The organism is Candidatus Puniceispirillum marinum IMCC1322, assembly GCF_000024465.1.
GTDB lineage: Bacteria > Pseudomonadota > Alphaproteobacteria > Puniceispirillales > Puniceispirillaceae > Puniceispirillum > Puniceispirillum marinum.
Genome location: NC_014010.1, coordinates 376,731 through 394,165, shown reverse-complemented (window position 1 = coordinate 394,165; position 17,435 = coordinate 376,731). Strand labels below are relative to the sequence as shown.

20 protein-coding genes, 1 tRNA gene and 1 pseudogene are annotated in these 17,435 nt (G+C 46.4%); 16 read left to right on the top strand and 6 right to left on the bottom strand.

What is annotated here, in order from left to right; all coding sequences use genetic code 11:
- Positions 1–13 precede the first annotated feature (13 nt).
- The 14 genes and pseudogenes from SAR116_RS01920 to SAR116_RS01850 all read left to right on the top strand — a co-directional run bounded on the left by SAR116_RS01920 (position 14) and on the right by SAR116_RS01850 (position 9,551).
- The gene (locus SAR116_RS01920; protein ID WP_013045248.1) at positions 14–292 is read left to right on the top strand and encodes a hypothetical protein; all 279 of its coding nucleotides are present in this window, start codon (positions 14–16) and stop codon (positions 290–292) included.
- Between the two features lie 7 nt (positions 293–299).
- On the top strand, positions 300–1,313 hold the full coding sequence (locus tag SAR116_RS01915) for a hypothetical protein (protein WP_013045247.1): 1,014 nt from the start codon (positions 300–302) through the stop codon (positions 1,311–1,313).
- 32 nt (positions 1,314–1,345) lie between these two features.
- Positions 1,346–1,681, top strand: a complete 336-nt coding sequence (locus tag SAR116_RS01910; protein WP_041860707.1) for an SU10 major capsid protein — start codon at positions 1,346–1,348, stop codon at positions 1,679–1,681.
- A gap of 237 nt (positions 1,682–1,918) precedes the next feature.
- A pseudogene (locus tag SAR116_RS01905) lies at positions 1,919–2,482 on the top strand (SU10 major capsid protein); the annotation flags it as partial.
- A 97-nt stretch (positions 2,483–2,579) separates the two neighbouring features.
- Positions 2,580–2,888 carry a hypothetical protein gene (locus SAR116_RS01900; RefSeq protein ID WP_013045245.1) on the top strand — a complete coding sequence of 103 codons (309 nt, stop codon included), beginning with the start codon at positions 2,580–2,582 and terminating at the stop codon, positions 2,886–2,888.
- 115 nt (positions 2,889–3,003) lie between these two features.
- Complete coding sequence (locus tag SAR116_RS01895) at positions 3,004–3,615, top strand: phage adaptor protein (protein ID WP_013045244.1); 612 nt, start codon at positions 3,004–3,006, stop codon at positions 3,613–3,615.
- 6 nt (positions 3,616–3,621) lie between these two features.
- A complete protein-coding gene (locus SAR116_RS13105) occupies positions 3,622–5,637 on the top strand; it encodes a beta strand repeat-containing protein (RefSeq protein ID WP_013045243.1) in 2,016 nt (671 codons plus the stop codon).
- Entirely contained in the window at positions 5,637–6,845 is a 1,209-nt protein-coding gene (locus SAR116_RS13560) for a hypothetical protein (RefSeq protein WP_013045242.1), read from the top strand. The genes SAR116_RS13105 and SAR116_RS13560 overlap by 1 nt, the downstream gene beginning before the upstream one ends.
- Positions 6,845–7,204, top strand: coding sequence for a hypothetical protein (locus tag SAR116_RS01870; protein WP_013045241.1), 360 nt, complete (start codon positions 6,845–6,847; stop codon positions 7,202–7,204). The genes SAR116_RS13560 and SAR116_RS01870 overlap by 1 nt, the downstream gene beginning before the upstream one ends.
- 1 nt (position 7,205) lies before the next feature.
- Positions 7,206–7,382, top strand: coding sequence for a hypothetical protein (locus tag SAR116_RS13665; RefSeq protein WP_190275459.1), 177 nt, complete (start codon positions 7,206–7,208; stop codon positions 7,380–7,382).
- Positions 7,383–7,612: 230 nt separating this feature from the next.
- Positions 7,613–8,305: a hypothetical protein gene (locus SAR116_RS01865; RefSeq protein ID WP_013045239.1), complete on the top strand. Its 693-nt coding sequence runs from the start codon at positions 7,613–7,615 to the stop codon at positions 8,303–8,305.
- Positions 8,302–8,643 (top strand): hypothetical protein, encoded by a 342-nt coding sequence (locus SAR116_RS01860; RefSeq protein ID WP_013045238.1) that lies wholly within the window; start codon positions 8,302–8,304, stop codon positions 8,641–8,643. Before SAR116_RS01865 ends, SAR116_RS01860 begins: the two co-directional genes overlap by 4 nt.
- Positions 8,644–8,696: 53 nt before the next feature.
- Positions 8,697–9,206, top strand: a complete 510-nt coding sequence (locus SAR116_RS01855; protein ID WP_041861039.1) for a glycoside hydrolase family 108 protein — start codon at positions 8,697–8,699, stop codon at positions 9,204–9,206.
- 269 nt (positions 9,207–9,475) lie between these two features.
- Positions 9,476–9,551 (top strand) — tRNA-Lys (locus SAR116_RS01850).
- Between the two features lie 86 nt (positions 9,552–9,637).
- Here SAR116_RS01850 and SAR116_RS01845 read toward each other — a convergent pair.
- Positions 9,638–9,841 (bottom strand): hypothetical protein, encoded by a 204-nt coding sequence (locus SAR116_RS01845; protein WP_013045236.1) that lies wholly within the window; start codon positions 9,839–9,841, stop codon positions 9,638–9,640.
- A gap of 239 nt (positions 9,842–10,080) precedes the next feature.
- Between SAR116_RS01845 and SAR116_RS01840 the strand changes: the two genes are divergently transcribed.
- The gene (locus SAR116_RS01840; protein ID WP_013045235.1) at positions 10,081–11,304 is read left to right on the top strand and encodes a YjgN family protein; all 1,224 of its coding nucleotides are present in this window, start codon (positions 10,081–10,083) and stop codon (positions 11,302–11,304) included.
- 2 nt (positions 11,305–11,306) lie between these two features.
- Positions 11,307–12,338, top strand: coding sequence for a M48 family metallopeptidase (locus SAR116_RS01835; protein WP_013045234.1), 1,032 nt, complete (start codon positions 11,307–11,309; stop codon positions 12,336–12,338).
- A gap of 158 nt (positions 12,339–12,496) precedes the next feature.
- On the opposite strand, the gene SAR116_RS01830 is transcribed toward SAR116_RS01835, so the two are convergent.
- The 5 genes from SAR116_RS01830 to tmk all read right to left on the bottom strand — a co-directional run bounded on the left by SAR116_RS01830 (position 12,497) and on the right by tmk (position 17,426).
- Positions 12,497–13,276: an MBL fold metallo-hydrolase gene (locus SAR116_RS01830; RefSeq protein WP_013045233.1), complete on the bottom strand. Its 780-nt coding sequence runs from the start codon at positions 13,274–13,276 to the stop codon at positions 12,497–12,499.
- 2 nt (positions 13,277–13,278) lie between these two features.
- Entirely contained in the window at positions 13,279–14,070 is a 792-nt protein-coding gene (locus SAR116_RS01825; protein WP_013045232.1) for a TatD family hydrolase, read from the bottom strand.
- Positions 14,070–15,620, bottom strand: a complete 1,551-nt coding sequence (gene metG, locus SAR116_RS01820) for a methionine--tRNA ligase (protein WP_013045231.1) — start codon at positions 15,618–15,620, stop codon at positions 14,070–14,072. Before metG ends, SAR116_RS01825 begins: the two co-directional genes overlap by 1 nt.
- A gap of 78 nt (positions 15,621–15,698) precedes the next feature.
- A complete protein-coding gene (locus SAR116_RS13095; protein WP_013045230.1) occupies positions 15,699–16,781 on the bottom strand; it encodes a DNA polymerase III subunit delta' in 1,083 nt (360 codons plus the stop codon).
- Positions 16,782–17,426, bottom strand: a complete 645-nt coding sequence (gene tmk / locus SAR116_RS01810) for a dTMP kinase (RefSeq protein ID WP_013045229.1) — start codon at positions 17,424–17,426, stop codon at positions 16,782–16,784.
- Positions 17,427–17,435 lie beyond the last annotated feature (9 nt).

Below are 17,435 nucleotides of genomic sequence, written 5' to 3'. Positions count from 1 at the left end.
CTAAGGAGAGAAAATGAATACAGAAGACCAACAAGAAAAGATGATCGCTCAAGGTGTAGCCGCAGAACAGCTACTCAAGAGCGACATCTTTAATTCAACAATCAACAACCTTGTGGAAGCAAGTTTCCAAACATTCACCAGCACAAATTCAAACGATGTTGATGAAAGGGAGCGTTGCTACCACCACTATCGGGCATTGGTCGATATCGTCCAGACACTACAACAGCGTGTCTCAATCAAGGACGAGATAATCACCAAGACCGAAGATGACAACAATCAAGAGGAAGAATAGGACCACCATGAATGACGTCCAAAACAACACCTCAACCGAACCAGTTATCCTAACAATGGATAACGTGGAAGACGCCATCTTGGCGCGTTGGGATGACGCTGAAAAGCTATCTGAAGACAGCGAAGAGGCAACCTCAGAAGTCGAAGAAGAGACTATCGACGATGAGGGCGAAGAGGAAGCAACAGCCGAAGAAACTGATGAAACTGATGAAGACCCCGAAAATGATGACCAAACTGAAGATGAAGAAGATACCGACGAAGCTGATTATGACGATTACGTTATTGATGAAGACGCTGAAATCGAAATTCTGGTCGAAGGTGAAGTCCAACGGGCATCTATCAAAAGTCTTAAACGTTTGTACGGCGTTGAAGCTAGCCTCACCCGCAAGTCTCAAGAAGTCGCTTCAAAACGTAAAGAAGCTGACGATGCTATATCAAAGTCCCAAGTCTTTTTTGATCAAATGCTCAAGAAGGCTCAAGACCGCTACAAACCATATGCAGACGTGGATATGCTCGTGGCATCCAAATCGATGTCTACGGAAGACTTTGCTCAACTTCGCAAAGAAGCTACGGAAGCCTTCCAAGACCTTCAATTCCTGAATGAAGAAGCTGACACCTACTTTGGTGAGCTACAGAAACAACAGCAAGCCGCTGTCAATGAAGCCGCAAAAGAATGCGTGAAGGTTCTTCAAGACCAAATTCCTGACTGGAGCAACGAGATGTATTCCGACATTCGTCAATATGCAATCTCACAAGGGCTTCCAGAAGACAATGTGAACCAAATCGTTGATCCTAATGTGATCATGATTTTGAACAAAAGTCGCCTGTTTGATCAGGGGAAAAAGGTAGCAACAGTGAAAAAGAAGACCGCTCAGAAGAAGGTGCTTCGATCAAAGAAGTCACCACCTAATGAGGCCATTCGGAGAAAAGCCAATCTTGCTAAACAGCAAGAGGCACTTCGAAGCAGTCGAGACACCGATGATATCGCAAACGTAATTCTTTCTCGTTGGGAAGCAACATAGAACCCAACAGCCAATAGAGAGGAATATACTCAATGGCCACTTTTACTTCATACAACACCATCGGAGCCGCTGAAGACGTCAGCGACATCATTTCGAATATCACTCCGTCGGATTGTCCCATGTACACCATGATCAAACCTACTAAGGTTTCAGATCGTGTGTACGAATACATGGAAGATACCCTCGCAAGTGCGGCGGACAACAAAGCCGTCGAAGGTGCAGACCCATCAATGGCAACTCTGTCACCAACAACCATGCGTACTGGTACAACCCAAATTCTGACCAAAGCCTTCCAAGTATCAGCAACAGCGGACGCCATAAAAACTTTTGGCCGTGCCAAAGAAACTGCGTTCCTACTGGTAGCGTAGTATAAATTGTGTGAACTCAGGGAAACCCCAAACAGCTAGGCTGTGGGCAATCCTGATCGAAGCCCAAAAGGGAACGAGCAACGACTATTCCGAAAGGAAGTACACCTGAAGTCAGGTGGAAGCGCACAACACCGCAAATAGCAGTGATGAGATAGTCTGATCTCATGGGAAACCATGAGCTGTCGAAAGACGGTCTGTGATTAACGACCACAGACGAACAACAATGACCAACTAGGTAAGGCTCTCAAAGAGCTGAAGCGAGACATCGAATTTGCATATGTCGGCCAAGACAATGCAAAAGTAGACGGCAACGCCTCTACAGCTCGCGAAATGGCATCTGCGACACAATTGATTGCTTCAGGCAATTCGGTTGACGCAGGAAGCAACTCAACAGATGCAATGACAGAAGCCAAACTTCTGGATGCTCACCAAGCGGCATACACCGCTGGTGCAGATGTATCTGTGTTCATGATCAAGCCAAGCGACTCAGAAATCGTGGCTGGCTTTACAGGCTCGTCTGGACGGACTCGTAACTTCAACGACGGTACAACCACACTGGTAAACGCCGTTGATGTGATGATCAATCCATACGGTACTTTGAAGGTGGTACTTAACCGCCATCAGTTGACAACCCACGCATTCTTGCTCGATCCATCCATGTGGCGGTCAGCAGTATTGCGTCCTGTATCACGCACACTGTTGAGCAAGACAGGCGACTCCGACAAACACTTCTGTGTTTACGAGGGTGGCCTTCAGCACCTCAATCAAAGCGGATCAGCAATGATCACTGGCCTTGCTTAAAGGCTGACTGATTAGGCGTGAGGGGAGCAACAATGGATTTTGCTCTCCTTCCCATTGCCCCTCACGTCTTTAACACCAATTACATAAGGAGAAACGCTTGAGTGACAAACTCAATCTAACAGGCGTCACAACCGCCTTTGGGCACGATGCTGACGGATTATTCCAGCAAAGCACCCAAGACATTCCACAATATTTTCTAGATAGCCTCGCAGAACAGCGTCATGCGAATGCCCAGAAACGTGAAGATGACTTCATGTCTGTGGCATCCATTCCCGTCGTCATTGTCGATAAATGGATGCGCGAAGGCTTCAACATCATGAGCGGCGAACACACAGCCGCTGAAATCGTAAAGAAACTGAAGGCTGAAAACCTAGAAGCCTTCCTGACAACAGAGAAGAGGGTCTAACAGCATGTACGGAAAGAAACCAAGGCCACCCGGAACGAAAGGTCGTCCAACTGACGCCGCTTTCCGACAAGCCGCTAAGACTGCCAAAAAGAAACCAAAGTCGAAGGTATAAACAATGAACTATGGCGACCTAAAAACCCATTTCCAAGATGTGCTTAATAGAAGCGATATCACATCTGATTTGACTACTCGTTTCATCGATCAAGGGATCGCCAGAATTCAGCGGCAGCTACGAACTCCAATGTCTGAACGTGTGCTTGAGATTGCTATAAGCAGTCAAACAGCAACCATGACGCTCCCATCTGATTTCCTAGAAATCATCAGTCTGTATCACAGCTCCAATGAACTGGAGCGTGTATCGATGCGACGGTTTCGTGAATTAAACGACAACAACCACAGCGGAAAACCTATCTACTTCGCTAGACAAGCAGAAAAGATACATCTGTATCCCCAGCCAACTGATGGAACACTGGTTCTATATTATCACGGCGAGTTTCCGTCTTTGTCGGCTGATAGTGATTTCAACGCCCTTACCAAAGCGGCATCAGATTTGGTGATTTACGCTGGCTTAACCTACGCCTCAGACTACTACCTAGATCAACGTGCTGAACTATTCGAACAGAAGTTCAATCAGTTCCTGACTGAAATCCAAGAACAGGCAAACGACCAAGAATTGCAAGGCGGAACTCAATCCGTTCTTCCCAGCTACAGATATGATGAAGAGTAAGAAAACATGGCAGATACATCATTCTTTGGTGCTACCGGAACCACGGCAAGCACACAGAACACAATACAAACATCTGTAGATGCGGCGGCGGCTTCAGCTTCTGCCGCCACTACAGCACAAATTGTAGCCCAAGCGGCTCGTGACACTGCTTTAAGTCACAAAAACGCGGCGGCAACATCTGAAACCAATGCGGCGGCTTCGGCTGTCACAGCTAATCAAAACGCGGCAAACACTACAGCAGTAGCGAATATCGCTAGTGATGTGACCGCAGTAGCTGGGAAAGCAACCCAAGTTGGTCTTCTAGGTACGTCAGATGCTATTGCTGATATGAACACGCTAGGCACAAGCGCAATCGTAGCTGATATGGGTGCACTAGCTGATCGCGTATCACAAATGGCTTTGCTTGGAACAAGTGATGCAGTGGCTGATATGAATACATTAGGCACAAGCGCAATCGTAGCTGACATGGACGCACTTGCTGACCGTGTATCGCAAATGGACTTGCTTGGGACATCAGACGCTGTTTCAGACATGAATACACTTGGAACAAGTGATGTTGTGAGTGACATGAACACGCTAGGCACATCATCCAATGTAACGAACATGAATACACTAGCTGGGATCGCATCAAACATTACGACAACGGCAGGGATAGCTTCGGCAGTATCAAGCGTTGCGGCTGATGCAACTGATATTGGTGCAGTAGCTGGTAAGGAAACCGAAATAGGATTGCTTGGTACATCAGCAAACATCACGGCTATGGGCTTGCTTGGCACTTCAGCCAATGTGACAGCAATGTCTAATGTGAGTGGGTCGATTAGCAACGTGAACACAGTTGCGTCAAACCTGACTTCAGTTAACGACTTTGCTGACAAGTACAGAATTGGATCATCTGACCCATCGTCTAATAATGATGAAGGCGATCTGTTCTATAATACAGGATCAAACACACTAAAGGTGTACACTGGTTCTGCTTGGGAGCAGGGCGTGACGGCTGGGTCTGGCTTCTTACCGCTCTCAGGCGGTGGTCTAACTGGCAACATCACATTTAGCGGAAGTCAGACTGTTGATGGACGTGATCTATCTGTGGATGGTGCAAAGCTGGATGGCATTGAGGCTTCAGCTACGGCTGACCAGACTGCGGCTCAGATTAAGACAGCTTATGAAAGCAACAGTGATACAAACGCATTTACAGATGCTGATCACACTAAACTGGACGGTATCGAAGCAAGTGCCACGGCAGACCAGACAGCCAGTGAGATACTTACCGCAGTCAAAACTGTAGATGGAGCATCGTCTGGTCTGGACGCTGATTTGCTTGATGGTCAGGAAGGTAGTTATTACCTTAATGCAAACAACTTTAGCAATATGCCTAGTGGGTACTCAGGTTGGACTGTCAGTGATGGGAGCAACTCTGAAAGTATAGCTGATGGAAACACGCTGACTTTCAGTGGTGCTACATATGACACGTCAAACAACACAGTTACTATTACCTCACAAACAGCCAATGACTTTACTGATGCTGACCACACCAAGCTAGACGGCATTGAAGCATCAGCAGATGTAACAGATACAGCAAACGTAACATCGGCTGGTGCGGCTATGTTATCTGGCGCAACTTTTACTGGCGCAGTAACACTTACAAACGCGGCTCCTCAAGTACGATTGAAAGACACAGATGTGAACCGTCAACTAGATGTCACATATGGAACGCGAGCCGTTAATTTCGACAACGAAATGGCAAGCGGCGAGGACATAGACACAGTTCAACCGTGGACAGCTTTTAGGTTCATAGACGACTCTGAAACACGCGAAGTGTTGAGGGTTGATACAGCCAAGGTAACTGTGAACAAGCCAATAGAAATGGGTTCTCAATCAGTCAAGTTTGGTTCAAGTAAATGGGCAATCGTTCTGGATGGTAATGACCTAGACTTTCAGTACAACGGAACAACTGTGTTCAAACTAGCTAGCAATGGCGCAGTGACATCAGCAAATGACATTACAGCCTTTGGATCACCATAATGGCTATAGCGGCAAGTGGCGCAGTCAGTTTCTCTGATCTGCGAACAGAGTTCGTTGGTGGATCATCTTCGATCTCTTTCTCACAGTTGTACCGTGGTGGCTCAAACATAAGAGCCAAGGCTGGAAACAACACGGCAACAAATCTAGCCGCATCTGTACCCACATCAGGTGCGGTCAACTTTACAAACTTTAGAAGTACAGCCAAAGCCTTTCGCAAGACATACACATCTGGTGCAACTAACCAGAACGCATCGTCTATATTCGGTAGTGACTTTGGAGTTAATTATCCAAAAGAAATCGTCATCAATTCTGGCGTTGAGTTAGGCGCAACAAGCACAAGTGAAGAAGCCTTGCAGATCAACTCTTCGGGTGCTGGCACAATCACTATCACTAACAACGGTACGTTATCTGGCTATGGAGGCTCTGCTAATGGTGGGGCTGGCGGTGACGCTTTTGAAGCCACAACTGCTTGCATACTCATCAACAACGGAACGATCCGTGCTGGTGGTGGTGGAGGTGGAGCTGGCGGCAGTGGCGGATCAGGTGGCACAGGCGGTGGTGGTTCATACACTACAACAAGCAACTTCACTAGCACATCAGGGCCATACTCACCCCACGGAACTCATTTTAATGTAGTAGCCCCAAGTGGCTCGTACTCTATGGATCGTCATGCTGGAACGGCAGAATTTTACTGGCGAGGTGGATGGAGAAACTGGGTAAGTCAGTCTTCTACTTATGCAGTAAATCCGGGCGAGAGTATGACTTTTAATCCTTATTGGAACACCCAGACAATTACTATTCGCTTTAACAGATCATCATCATCTACTAGCAACACAAACGGTGGTGCTGGTGGATCAGGCGGTGGCGGTGGTGCTGGTGGTCGAGGCCAAGGCTATAACCACGCTTTAGCTGGCGGATCATCAGGTTCTGGTGGATCGGGTGGTGCTGGCGGAGGAACTAATGCTGGAACTGGTGGAACTGGTGGAACTGGTGGAACTGGCGGTTCTGGCGGGGGTTACGGTGCTTCTGGCGGCAGTGGAAATTCTGGTGCTACAGGCAACACAGGTGCAAACGGAAACCGAACTAATGGTTCTGGTGGATCAGGTGGATCAGGTGGTTCATCTGGTGGTGCGGCTGGCAAATACATAAGGGGTCTGTCTTTTGTGACATTGACCCAGAACGGAACTGTTCTAGGAGGGACAGCCTAATGGATTATAAGATAACAGCCAGAGATGGCTCTAAAGCAACAATCGAATACCCAGATGGTTCTTGGGCTGAACTTGACATCAACAGCACAACAACAAAGTCGCACTTTGAGCAGATGGTCAAAGACTTTGCTCCAAAGTCAGATGCTGATGTTTCTGTTGATTGGCTTAGTATTGGCGATAAAACGATAGTTGAAGCAGAAGATACTTTTGAGGAAAGCGTTGTTGCTGATTGGTTAGTGGCAAGGCTAACAGCTTACGGCACTCATTCTGAGCAAATCGAGTTTATCACTGAGAATGGCCTAGATGCTTGGCAAGCTAAAGTTGCTGAGATTAAAGCCGCCAACCCGAAGCCTGAATAATATGGCCAAACCAGATACCGACCTTTTGGTCGCGGCTGGTGGCATAACCGCCCCTATGTGGGTCGTGGTTATGACCGACTGGCTTGGACTAGTTGCGGCGGCGGGAGCTGTCGTATTGGTCACCATTCGCATTTGGAAAAACCTTAACCAACCATATACCCAAGACAAACGTCGCTAGATGGTTCAGTTCGTCTTCGCTCTGGTCACTATGGTCGGGGCAGAGACGATATCGACGGAATACTTCAATTCGCTTGAGGTTTGTCGCTGGTACGCAAAACGCCTCAATCACCAACATCACCATCATCACTATCACACACATCAACTGAATGATCGGCATGTCTTCGCGCAGTGCATACCAGCTCGCGTGAATTCCGACGACGTTACCATTTACACCCGCTAGGAGCCGCTATGGAACCATTGACAATGGCGTCAGCGACGCTTGCGTTTAACGCACTTAAAAAGGGCTTTTCGATTGGGCGTGACATTGAGTCTATGGCGTCTGATCTAAGCCGATGGATGTCAGCTCTGTCTGATGTCGAACAAGCAGAAAAAGAAGCCAAGAACCCACCTCTGTTCAAGAAGCTATTCAATAACAAGTCAGTTGAACAGGAAGCCATTGAAGCTTTTGCAAACAAACGTCAAGCACAAGCACAACGCGACGAACTGAAGACTTGGATTGAATTCACAATTGGTCGTCAGGCATGGCAAGACCTGATTGCCACAGAAGCTTCTATCCGAAAGAAGCGTCAGGAAACACTCTACAAACAGCGCGAGAAGCGACAGAAGTTCATGGAAATCATTGCTTGGACTTTGACCGTTGGGGCAGGGGCTGCCGCACTTTATGGACTGATATCAATCCTTATGGCTCATCAGGCTAAAGCCGACGAACCAAAGATGACCACTTGCCGCCTAGCGGTACAGGAACGAGTCGGAAAGTCTGGTCTGATTTGCTTCTACACCGGAGCAAACAACACCCAAGAGTCCCACACATCTGAAGTCTATCTGGGTTGCCAGAGGCAATACAAATGTAAGTACGACCCAAGACCCAAAGGCATGAGCCTTAAAGACACACTCAAATCAATAAAGGATGCTTTAGAATGATCCCTATAATAAGCGCAGTCGCATCCCTTGCTGGCACATGGATGGAAGGCAAGGTTGAGACACAGAAGGCAAAAGTTGCTGTGGCTCAGAGAGTCGCGGCTGGCGAACAAGAATGGAATATTGAGCAAGCCAAGAATTCAAACAGTTCACTCAAGGACGAATGGCTTACTGGTCTGGTTAGCATTCCCCTGATTTTGGCATTCACTGGAAACGAAGACATCGTCGAGCGGGGCTTCATGGCTCTTGAGACAATGCCGGACTTCTACAAGACAGCCGTTGGGGTCGTATTCGCCGCTAGCTTTGGTGTCCAGAAGCTAACCCAGATGTTCAAGAAATAGACATGTTGAACATCCAAGACAGAACTACAGAACAACAAGCGAGGCAAAACCGAATGAAAGCTAATTTCGACAAATGCTTGTCGATGCTCCTAGAACACGAAGGCGGATACGTTAATTCTAAACACGATCCGGGAGGGATGACCAACTTAGGAATAACCCAAAGAACCTACAACGATTATCACGGCATCCGATTAGACGAGCAGGGGATGCGTAATCTCACACGAGCTGATGTTGAGCCTATCTATAAGGATCGATATTGGAACAAATGCAAATGCCATGAATTGCCTTCAGGAGTCGATTGGGCGGTCTTTGACTGGGCGGTCAACTCTGGAACAGGAAGAGCGGCAAAGGCTCTCCAGAAGGCTGTAGGAGCTGTTGAAGATGGGGCTATTGGCTCTAAGACTCTTGCTCTAGTCAAAGATACCGATAGCGTCAGTATCATTAATCGAATGGCTGTCTATCGCGACCAATTCTATAGGTCTTTAAGCACCTTCGAACACTTCGGAAAAGGGTGGATCAGGCGCAATGACGAAACCAGAGAACAAGCACTCAAGATGGTCTAATTGTTAGTCACTAGGCCAAAATAAGGCCAAAATGGCACTTTTGAAACAACATCACTTGACCTAACCAGTGGTCAAAAAGCCTATAATTTAGCGACACGCAAAACACACGCAAACCGTTATCAACGCTGGAAAAAATAAAGTCATCGACACGGTCAAAAAAGGGCTAGACACGGATTCAGAACTTAGGTAATTAAGGGCATGTGACTTTGGGTATTAATAGTCACATGACATAGTTTCGAAGATAAATCGCATATTACCAAAGGTTTATCGGGCGCGTAGCTCAGTTGGTAGAGCAAGTGACTTTTAATCACTGGGTCACAGGTTCGAATCCTGTCGCGCTCACCATCCATTTCCAAGTGAACATGGATCAACCCCCGACCTTGACATCAAGGCCGGGGGTTTTTTGTGCGGATAGCCCCAGGGAGAAAAAGCTATACCGACACAGAAACACCATCCCTATCAAGGGCAATCACAGACCCTGAAGAGTCTTGAAAACAAGCAAATAATTCATCCGGACGCATTTTGTCGCTGATTGATGTGACTAATTCAGGAGCAGCTTGATAGTTCATCAATACTGATCGTGTCTTTGATTTGACATTTAGCGTCTTAAAAAATGTGACTTTCAGCGTTTGCATGATTTTCCCTTTAACAAGTTTGGTTTCGTTTCAGCTCTGCTCATTTCTCTTTATTAGCATTTCATCCATTAAATAAACGTTTACGACGCTTCACATCTAAGTGATCTATTCAGATATTTGGCTGAAAAGGAAAAAGCGATTAGACTATAGAGAACAGCAGTGCTTCATCTTGTTGCGCAGACCTTGGCCTTCTAACCTCACACTCACATTCCATCATATCCATAACAAACGAGAGTTTAATGCCCACAACCCCAAGCAACCCCTTCGTAAGCATTACGCCATCATCCACTGGCGACAAAGGATCCGATCTATCAGCATCTAATAACTTTGAAGGCGGCGCTAATACCGGACAGCTAAAGGGGCAGGGCACCGTTAAAGTTAACCGCTTTAGCCGCTTGGCTTTCACCGGAACAGCTAGGCAGTTATTTGGCATCCATTTTGTCAATATTTTGCTGTCTCTGGTGACGCTGGGCGTTTGGATACCATGGGCGCGGGTGCGTAATCGCCGTTTTTTCTATGGAAATACCCGAGTTTTGGATAACGGCATAGATTATCTGGCTACTGGGTTTGCTTTATTCAAAGGATGGATTTTGGTGCTTTTCGCGCTCCTGATTTTCTACGTAACACCATATTTTGCAGAAGGCTTGCCCTATATACAAGAAGGGCTCAGCGTCATTTTTGTATTCATTTATCCTTGGGCACTTAACAAATCCATATATTTCAATGCGCGTAATCTAGCATGGCGTGATGTACGCTTTGACTGGAAGGGTGGGTATTTTGGCGCAGCCTGGTACTTTTTTCTATTTCCTATTATTGGCATTTTATCTTTGGGGTTGCTTATTCCATTAATGTCATGCAAAGCGCGGCAATATATCGTTAATAACTATCGCTTTGGCCAAGCTTCCTTTGACGCCAGACTTGAAATAGGGCCTTTCTATGGTGCCGCCATCCAAACCATATTCGCCTTTATTGTGATGCTGATAATCGTGTTTATTATGTCTGTTGGGCTGGTTTTTGTGGCATTAGGTAATCAGATGACATTCTCTATTTTTGATAATTTTATACTTTTGACCACGCTGGAGACATCTCAAATTGTTAGGTATTCCCTCTATTTCATCCCTTTGCTGTTTCTGGCTATTTTTTATGCCACAGCGGCATTTTATCACGCTTCGACGCGTAACATTATGGTCAATGCACTGAAACTGCAAGGTGGTGTCAAATTCCGCTCTGAACTGTCTGGAGGTAAACTAGCCTGGATTATGATATCTAATAGCCTGGCCGTCATATTATCGTTTGGGCTTCTATGGCCATGGGCGCAGGTGCGCCGCTATCGCTATCTAGTAGAATCAACACAATTACGACCATCAGATAACATTGACAGCTTTGTCGATAGTCAATCACGGGCAGGGCATTCGATCGGTGATGCGGCTAGTGATGCAGGTGGAATAGAGTTACAATTCTAGATATGCAAATCCTAGGCACGATCACCTTTAAAAACTCCACCAGCCGCAGCAAGGCAGCTTTGCTCATCAATGAGCCAGACCAAGAGACAGGAACACTCTATCTCGCGGTTCAAGATGGGGGTGTGCCTTATGCGGTCGAAATTGCACATGTGAGCGCACCAATGGCAGGTGCAGACAGGCGGTTTACGCTGACAGATGGCAATGTGCTCCATTTTCCAACAGACACTATTCCAGATGAACTAGCCCCCTATCTGCCACCATCAGCATCGCGATGGCATATCATGCACAAATTTGAACAGGTTAGCCCAAAGGGCATGCTTGTTGTGCTGTTGCTTATTGTCGGGATTCTATATGGATTTCGGTTATCCATCGAGCCAGCTGGTGATTTCGCTGCCCGCCTTATTTCACCAAAACATGAACAGATCATAGGCGAAACGACCCTAGCACAGCTTGATTTATTATTGTTTAATAGCAGTATGTTAGAAAAAGAAACAAAACAAAGACTAGAAGAAAGGTTTGAAGCCTTATTGGCGTTACAGACAGGAAATAACAGCACCATTAAGTTGGTCTTTCGTTCAGCACCAACAATTGGGCCTAATGCGTTTGCCTTGCCAGGTAATATAATCGTCTTATTGGATGAAATGGTCGAATTTGCAGATGATGATGATCTCATAACAGCTATTCTAGCGCATGAGATTGCACATGTAACCAAGCGGCATGCTATGCGCTACATAACAAGAAGCGCGTTACTCACAACTGGTGCGGCTGTCATATTTGGCGCTGATGACAGTGTGTTAGAAGAATTAGCATCTATTGGGGGCGGTCTGGTTCTTGCCAAATTCTCACGCGCGTTTGAGCTTGAGGCCGATGAGCAAGGCGCAGAGGATATGCGACGGCTTGGACTTGATCCGCAAAAAATATCTATTTTATTCGATAAGATAGAATCTGAATGTAATGGTAACTGCGATGGTGGCAGCTATTTTTCTTCACATCCAAGTTTTGCTGAACGCAGGTCTAACCTTGATAGATATTGAGCTTTAACATCGGTGGTCTTGTGAAGGGCCTATCTTAGATCGAGGAGAGGCTTCTATATCGGATTCTTTTAATTGGGCTCATTATGATGATATAGAATATTTAGATTTTGTCGCATAATTTATATTATGCGTAAAGATGGGTGTGACGAAACCACAAATTAATCCAGTGTGAAACTAAGTCCATCAACGCCTGGCTCGACATGAGCTGGACATAATTCAGCCAGTTCTGCGTAATCAGCCTCTAGACCGAGATGTGTGAGCACAGCGTGCTTTGGCTTCATTGCTTCAATCCACGCGAAGGTATTTTCATAATGACTATGGGATGAATGTGGCTCCGGCCGTAAAGCCTCAACAATCCACAAATCAAGATCGCGTAATTTGGCAAAACTTTCTTCGGGCATATCGATCACATCGGTCGAATAGCCAAACTTGCCGTTAAACACAAAACCAAGCGACGATATGTTCCCATGCTCCTGATGCAATACATCAATGTTGATCGAACCAAAATTCAAAGTCTGGCCAGCTTTAATTTCGGTTACATCCATCGGGGGCACAAAATAGGAAGGTGATTTTGGGTTCTTGGTAAACAGATAGGGAAACCGGTTGACGATGTCTGTACGACTAGATGCCGTCGCATACAGTGGAATGATATTTCGGTCAGGCCAGTAAAAAGCACGCAAATCATCAAGTCCGGCCACATGGTCGGAATGCGTATGTGTAATCAAAACCGCATCGATTTTTTTCAGCATATGTGGCAAAAGCTGGTTCCGAATATCTGGGCCAGCATCAACAAGAATGGTTGTGTCGTCTTTCTGAATGAGCATCGCACAGCGTTGACGACGATTACGAGGATCTGTCGGGTCACAGGCACCCCAACCAGCATTACCAAGCGCAGGTACTCCAACAGACGTTCCACAGCCAAGCATCGTCACTTTCATACTTACGTCATCCTGTTAAAAAGCTGGAGCGTGTTTTCATAGGTCTGCGCGGCCATCTTATTTATTGTCTGGCCGCGTATATCAGCCAATCTTGCAAGCGTATGCGCTGTATAAGCCGGTTCATTTGTTTTACCACGATGTGGCATTGGTGCTAAGAATGGGGCATCCGTTTCAACCAGCAGCCGGTCAGCTGGTATTTCAGCCGCTATGGCACGAAGCTCGTCTGATTTATTAAATGTCAAAATTCCTGAAAAACTGACATAGAATCCGATATCAACAGCACGCTGCGCTAATTCAGCTCCTGAACTAAAACAATGCAAGACACCGCGAAAGACGCCTTTATTCATTTCATCTTCAATGATATCAGCCATATCACTATCAGCATCGCGCGCATGCACAATAATAGGCAAGTCAAGTTGACGGGCCGCTTTTATTTGTGTGCGGAAACTTTGAGCCTGTAAATCACGAGGCGCATGATCATAAAAATAATCCAGCCCGGCCTCGCCGATTGCGACGCATTTCGGATGCGTGGCCAAGTCAAGAAACGCATCAAGATTGCAAGCATCGGCTTCACGTCCTGCTTCATGCGGATGAACACCAACACTGAACCAGACATTATCATAGCTTTCGGCAATTTTACGCGGCGCATCAGCCGTACTGAGCTTCACGCCAATGCTTATAATCCGCTCAACGCCGGCATCCCCTGCCCGCGCAATGATCTGCGGCAGCTCATCGGCAAATTGGGGATAGTCAAGATGTGCGTGGCTATCAATGATGGCTGGGTTTACAGTCATTAGGCTGGCTCTTCTTCGACAAAACGTGGGAATACAGGCTCTGGTTTGCCAATTACATGACCAGTTGCAAGTCGTACCTGGCCCGCAAGCGTATCAAAACCGCGTGCTTTTTCATCAACACCAAGTTGATCCAGAATTTTTGCCGTTGATTGCGGCATGAATGGCTGTGTCAGAATAGCAAATTGACGGATAATTTCGGCCAGCACCGCCAAGACCTCTTGCATGCGCGCAGGATCAGTCTTTTTCAAACCCCATGGTGCCTGACTATCGACATAGCGATTAGCCGCGGCGATAACATCCCATATAGACCTCAGAGCTTCATGGAAGCTTTGCTGATCAATATGAATGCGCACCTGATCCAGCAACGCATCGCAAGCTGTCAATATGGCGTTATCTTCAGGTGATGGGGAGACAGGCAAAGCGGGCATCACGCCCTCACAATTTTTGAAAATCATGGAAATAACCCGCTGGCTTAGATTGCCTAGATCATTTGCAAGATCACTATTCATCCGTTGTATCATCGCCTGCACGGAAAAATCACCATCCTTACCAAATGGCACTTCGCGCATCAGGAAATAGCGCGTTTGATCTAGGCCATATATTTCGGATAAAGCTACTGGATCAATGACATTACCAAGTGATTTTGAAATTTTCTGACCTTCATTTGTCCACCAGCCATGTGCAAAAACACGTTTTGGCAAAGGCAGATCAGCTGCCATAAGAAACGCTGGCCAATAGACAGCATGAAACCGCAAGATATCCTTGCCAACCATATGCAAATCAGCTGGCCAAAGCTTTTCATATGTTTCAGCATTACCAAATGCGCCATCAACTGGCCAACCAGTTGCGGTAATATAATTGGTTAAGGCATCAAGCCATACATACATAACATGCGCATCATCATCTGGCACGGGTACGCCCCATTTGAAGCTGGCACGGCTCACAGAAAGATCGCGCAAGCCCCCTTTAACAAAGCTTTTCACTTCATTAAAACGGCTTGCAGGGGCAACAAAATCAGGATTGGCTTCATAAAAAGCCAGCAATTTGTCCTGAAACTTTGATAAATCAAAGAAATATGATGGCTCTTCTACCCACTCAACTGGCGCACCTGACGGCGCTTTGCCATCGACAATTTCATCCTTTGTATAAAAGGCCTCATCACGCACAGCATACCAGCCTGCATAAGTATCAAGCCTGATATAACCTTTATCCAGCAAAATGCGCCATAATTGCTGGCACGCTAATTTATGACGTTCTTCGGTAGTCCGAATAAAATCATCATTTGAAAAATTCAATTGTGTCGTTAGATCACGGAAATTCTGGCTCACCGCATTGGTAAATTCTTGAGGTGATGTGCCAGCTACCTGTGCCGCTTTTTCAACCTTTTGACCATGCTCGTCAGTACCTGTCAGAAACTTTACCTCAAATCCATCAAGGCGTTTGAATCGCGCCATGACATCACAGGCAAGTGTTGTATAGGCATGACCAATATGTGGCTTGTCATTCACATAATAAATTGGCGTTGTAATATAAAACTTCTTGGACATCATCTAAGCCTGTCATGTGGGTTTATTGTTTTGGTTATATCAAAGCAAAACCATATCAGTGGAATAGCCCTATAATAGCTATCAGAGCAACTGTTTCTGGTGCATTTGCGTAATTTGGCGCAGTAAAAAATGTGGAAAATCAAGATATAAGGCTTCAGCTGGTGCAGCGGCGGTTACAAAATCACGATGCAATTCGGCCAAATGCGAGACCGAATGCCGCTCAGACAGTAAGTGCAACACAGGTGCTTCAAAGCCACCTATATCTTCAGACGATGAACTGGCTTTATGGCGCGCAGCCTTTGAAAGGAGGCGTTCTAGCAGATAAACGGCCCCTTCCCGCGTTTCACGCCCTACGCCGCCGCCCTTGCCCCATTTGCCACATAAAGTCGATAAGGCGGCAATATCAAGCTTTTGAGATGCCATTAAAGCACAAACAGCCTGATAACAATCAGCAGCACCGCTTTGCGCAAGAGATACCGCGCGTCCAGGCGCCCCATCACAAAGCCCAACAAGAAGATTTATATGGTTTGCATCAGCGTCAGGCCAAATCGATGTAAGGGCTTTGCGGCAATTATCCTGACTAAGTCGCTGCATGCGAAACTGCCGACAGCGTGACAATATTGTTGGTGGTAAACGGCCCGGACGAGATGATATCAGAAAGATGATTGTATTTTCTGGCGGTTCTTCAAGTAATTTAAGCATGGCGTTTGCGCCATTACGATTAATTTCATCCATAGAATCTATAACCGCAACGCGCATTTTCCCACGCCCCGGTTTATGCATCATAAAAGGATGCATGGCTCTGATCTGATCAATTTTAATCTGTCCGGATTTATTGTCTTCCTCGCGTGGATAAATCGCCATAAAATCGGGATGCGCACCATTTAGCACCTGTTTGGTGCCAGGATCGTTAAGATCAAGCGAAAAATCTGCTGGCACATCGCCGAATAGTGATGCAGCTGGTTCGGCGTCAGACAGCAACCAGGCCGCCGCCATATAGGCCATACCGGCTTTGCCAATACCATTAGGCCCCGTGAGTAGCCATGCGTGATGTATCCGTTTCGAAGAGCGCGCCGACGCCAATGCCGTTTTAAAATCAGCATGACCGAACATGCTGCTTGGATCCAGCCGCGTCAGGGGATTGGACTTGGTTTCTTCAGCCATTTATCCAGCGTCCTTCATGGCCACCAACGTTGCAACCTTATTGCGTATAATGTCTGCTATCTCTGATGTTGTCTTGGTTGCATCAACAATCACAAAGCGATTTTCATTCATGTGGGCAAGCTTTAAAAAGGCATCACGCACTTTCTGATGAAAGCTTAGACCTTTTTCTTCAAAGCGCGTTTCATCATCATCACGGTTACCCGCCCGGGCAAGACCAACTTTGGCATCCATATCCATCAAAAACGTTAAATCAGGTATCACATTGCCACAGGCAAGCTTTGTCAGAGTGGCAACAGCCTGTGCATCAACCCCACCAACAATGCCTTGGTAAATGGTTGTTGAGTCAAAAAAACGATCTGAAATAACAATTTTATTTTGTGCAAGCGCTGGCTCAATAACATTTTTTATATGCTCGTGACGTGATGCCGACATCAACAAAGCTTCGGTTATGGGTTGCCAGCGGTCGCTTGCCCCGCGTACCAGAAGATCACGAATAAGTTCGGCACCTTCTGTGCCACCCGGCTCACGGGTAACCACCAGTTCAGTATTTGAAAATTCACTTTCAAGCCATTTTACAAGGGATTGAATTTGCGTTGTTTTACCGCTTCCTTCGCCGCCTTCAAATGTTATTAAAATTCCACTCATTATAAGGCC

Bases quoted from the DNA above. Each gene is read 5' to 3' on its own strand.
- SAR116_RS01920 (WP_013045248.1), top strand. From the start codon at position 14: ATGAATACAGAAGACCAACAAGAAAAGATGATCGCTCAAGGTGTAGCC.
- SAR116_RS01915 (WP_013045247.1), top strand. From the start codon at position 300: ATGAATGACGTCCAAAACAACACCTCAACCGAACCAGTTATCCTAACA.
- SAR116_RS01910 (WP_041860707.1), top strand. From the start codon at position 1,346: ATGGCCACTTTTACTTCATACAACACCATCGGAGCCGCTGAAGACGTC.
- SAR116_RS01895 (WP_013045244.1), top strand. From the start codon at position 3,004: ATGAACTATGGCGACCTAAAAACCCATTTCCAAGATGTGCTTAATAGA.
- SAR116_RS13105 (WP_013045243.1), top strand. From the start codon at position 3,622: ATGGCAGATACATCATTCTTTGGTGCTACCGGAACCACGGCAAGCACA.
- SAR116_RS13560 (WP_013045242.1), top strand. From the start codon at position 5,637: ATGGCTATAGCGGCAAGTGGCGCAGTCAGTTTCTCTGATCTGCGAACA.
- SAR116_RS01870 (WP_013045241.1), top strand. From the start codon at position 6,845: ATGGATTATAAGATAACAGCCAGAGATGGCTCTAAAGCAACAATCGAA.
- SAR116_RS13665 (WP_190275459.1), top strand. From the start codon at position 7,206: ATGGCCAAACCAGATACCGACCTTTTGGTCGCGGCTGGTGGCATAACC.
- SAR116_RS01865 (WP_013045239.1), top strand. From the start codon at position 7,613: ATGGAACCATTGACAATGGCGTCAGCGACGCTTGCGTTTAACGCACTT.
- SAR116_RS01860 (WP_013045238.1), top strand. From the start codon at position 8,302: ATGATCCCTATAATAAGCGCAGTCGCATCCCTTGCTGGCACATGGATG.
- SAR116_RS01855 (WP_041861039.1), top strand. From the start codon at position 8,697: ATGAAAGCTAATTTCGACAAATGCTTGTCGATGCTCCTAGAACACGAA.
- SAR116_RS01845 (WP_013045236.1), bottom strand. From the start codon at position 9,841: ATGCAAACGCTGAAAGTCACATTTTTTAAGACGCTAAATGTCAAATCA.
- SAR116_RS01840 (WP_013045235.1), top strand. From the start codon at position 10,081: ATGCCCACAACCCCAAGCAACCCCTTCGTAAGCATTACGCCATCATCC.
- SAR116_RS01835 (WP_013045234.1), top strand. From the start codon at position 11,307: ATGCAAATCCTAGGCACGATCACCTTTAAAAACTCCACCAGCCGCAGC.
- SAR116_RS01830 (WP_013045233.1), bottom strand. From the start codon at position 13,276: ATGAAAGTGACGATGCTTGGCTGTGGAACGTCTGTTGGAGTACCTGCG.
- SAR116_RS01825 (WP_013045232.1), bottom strand. From the start codon at position 14,070: ATGACTGTAAACCCAGCCATCATTGATAGCCACGCACATCTTGACTAT.
- metG (WP_013045231.1), bottom strand. From the start codon at position 15,620: ATGATGTCCAAGAAGTTTTATATTACAACGCCAATTTATTATGTGAAT.
- SAR116_RS13095 (WP_013045230.1), bottom strand. From the start codon at position 16,781: ATGGCTGAAGAAACCAAGTCCAATCCCCTGACGCGGCTGGATCCAAGC.
- tmk (WP_013045229.1), bottom strand. From the start codon at position 17,426: ATGAGTGGAATTTTAATAACATTTGAAGGCGGCGAAGGAAGCGGTAAA.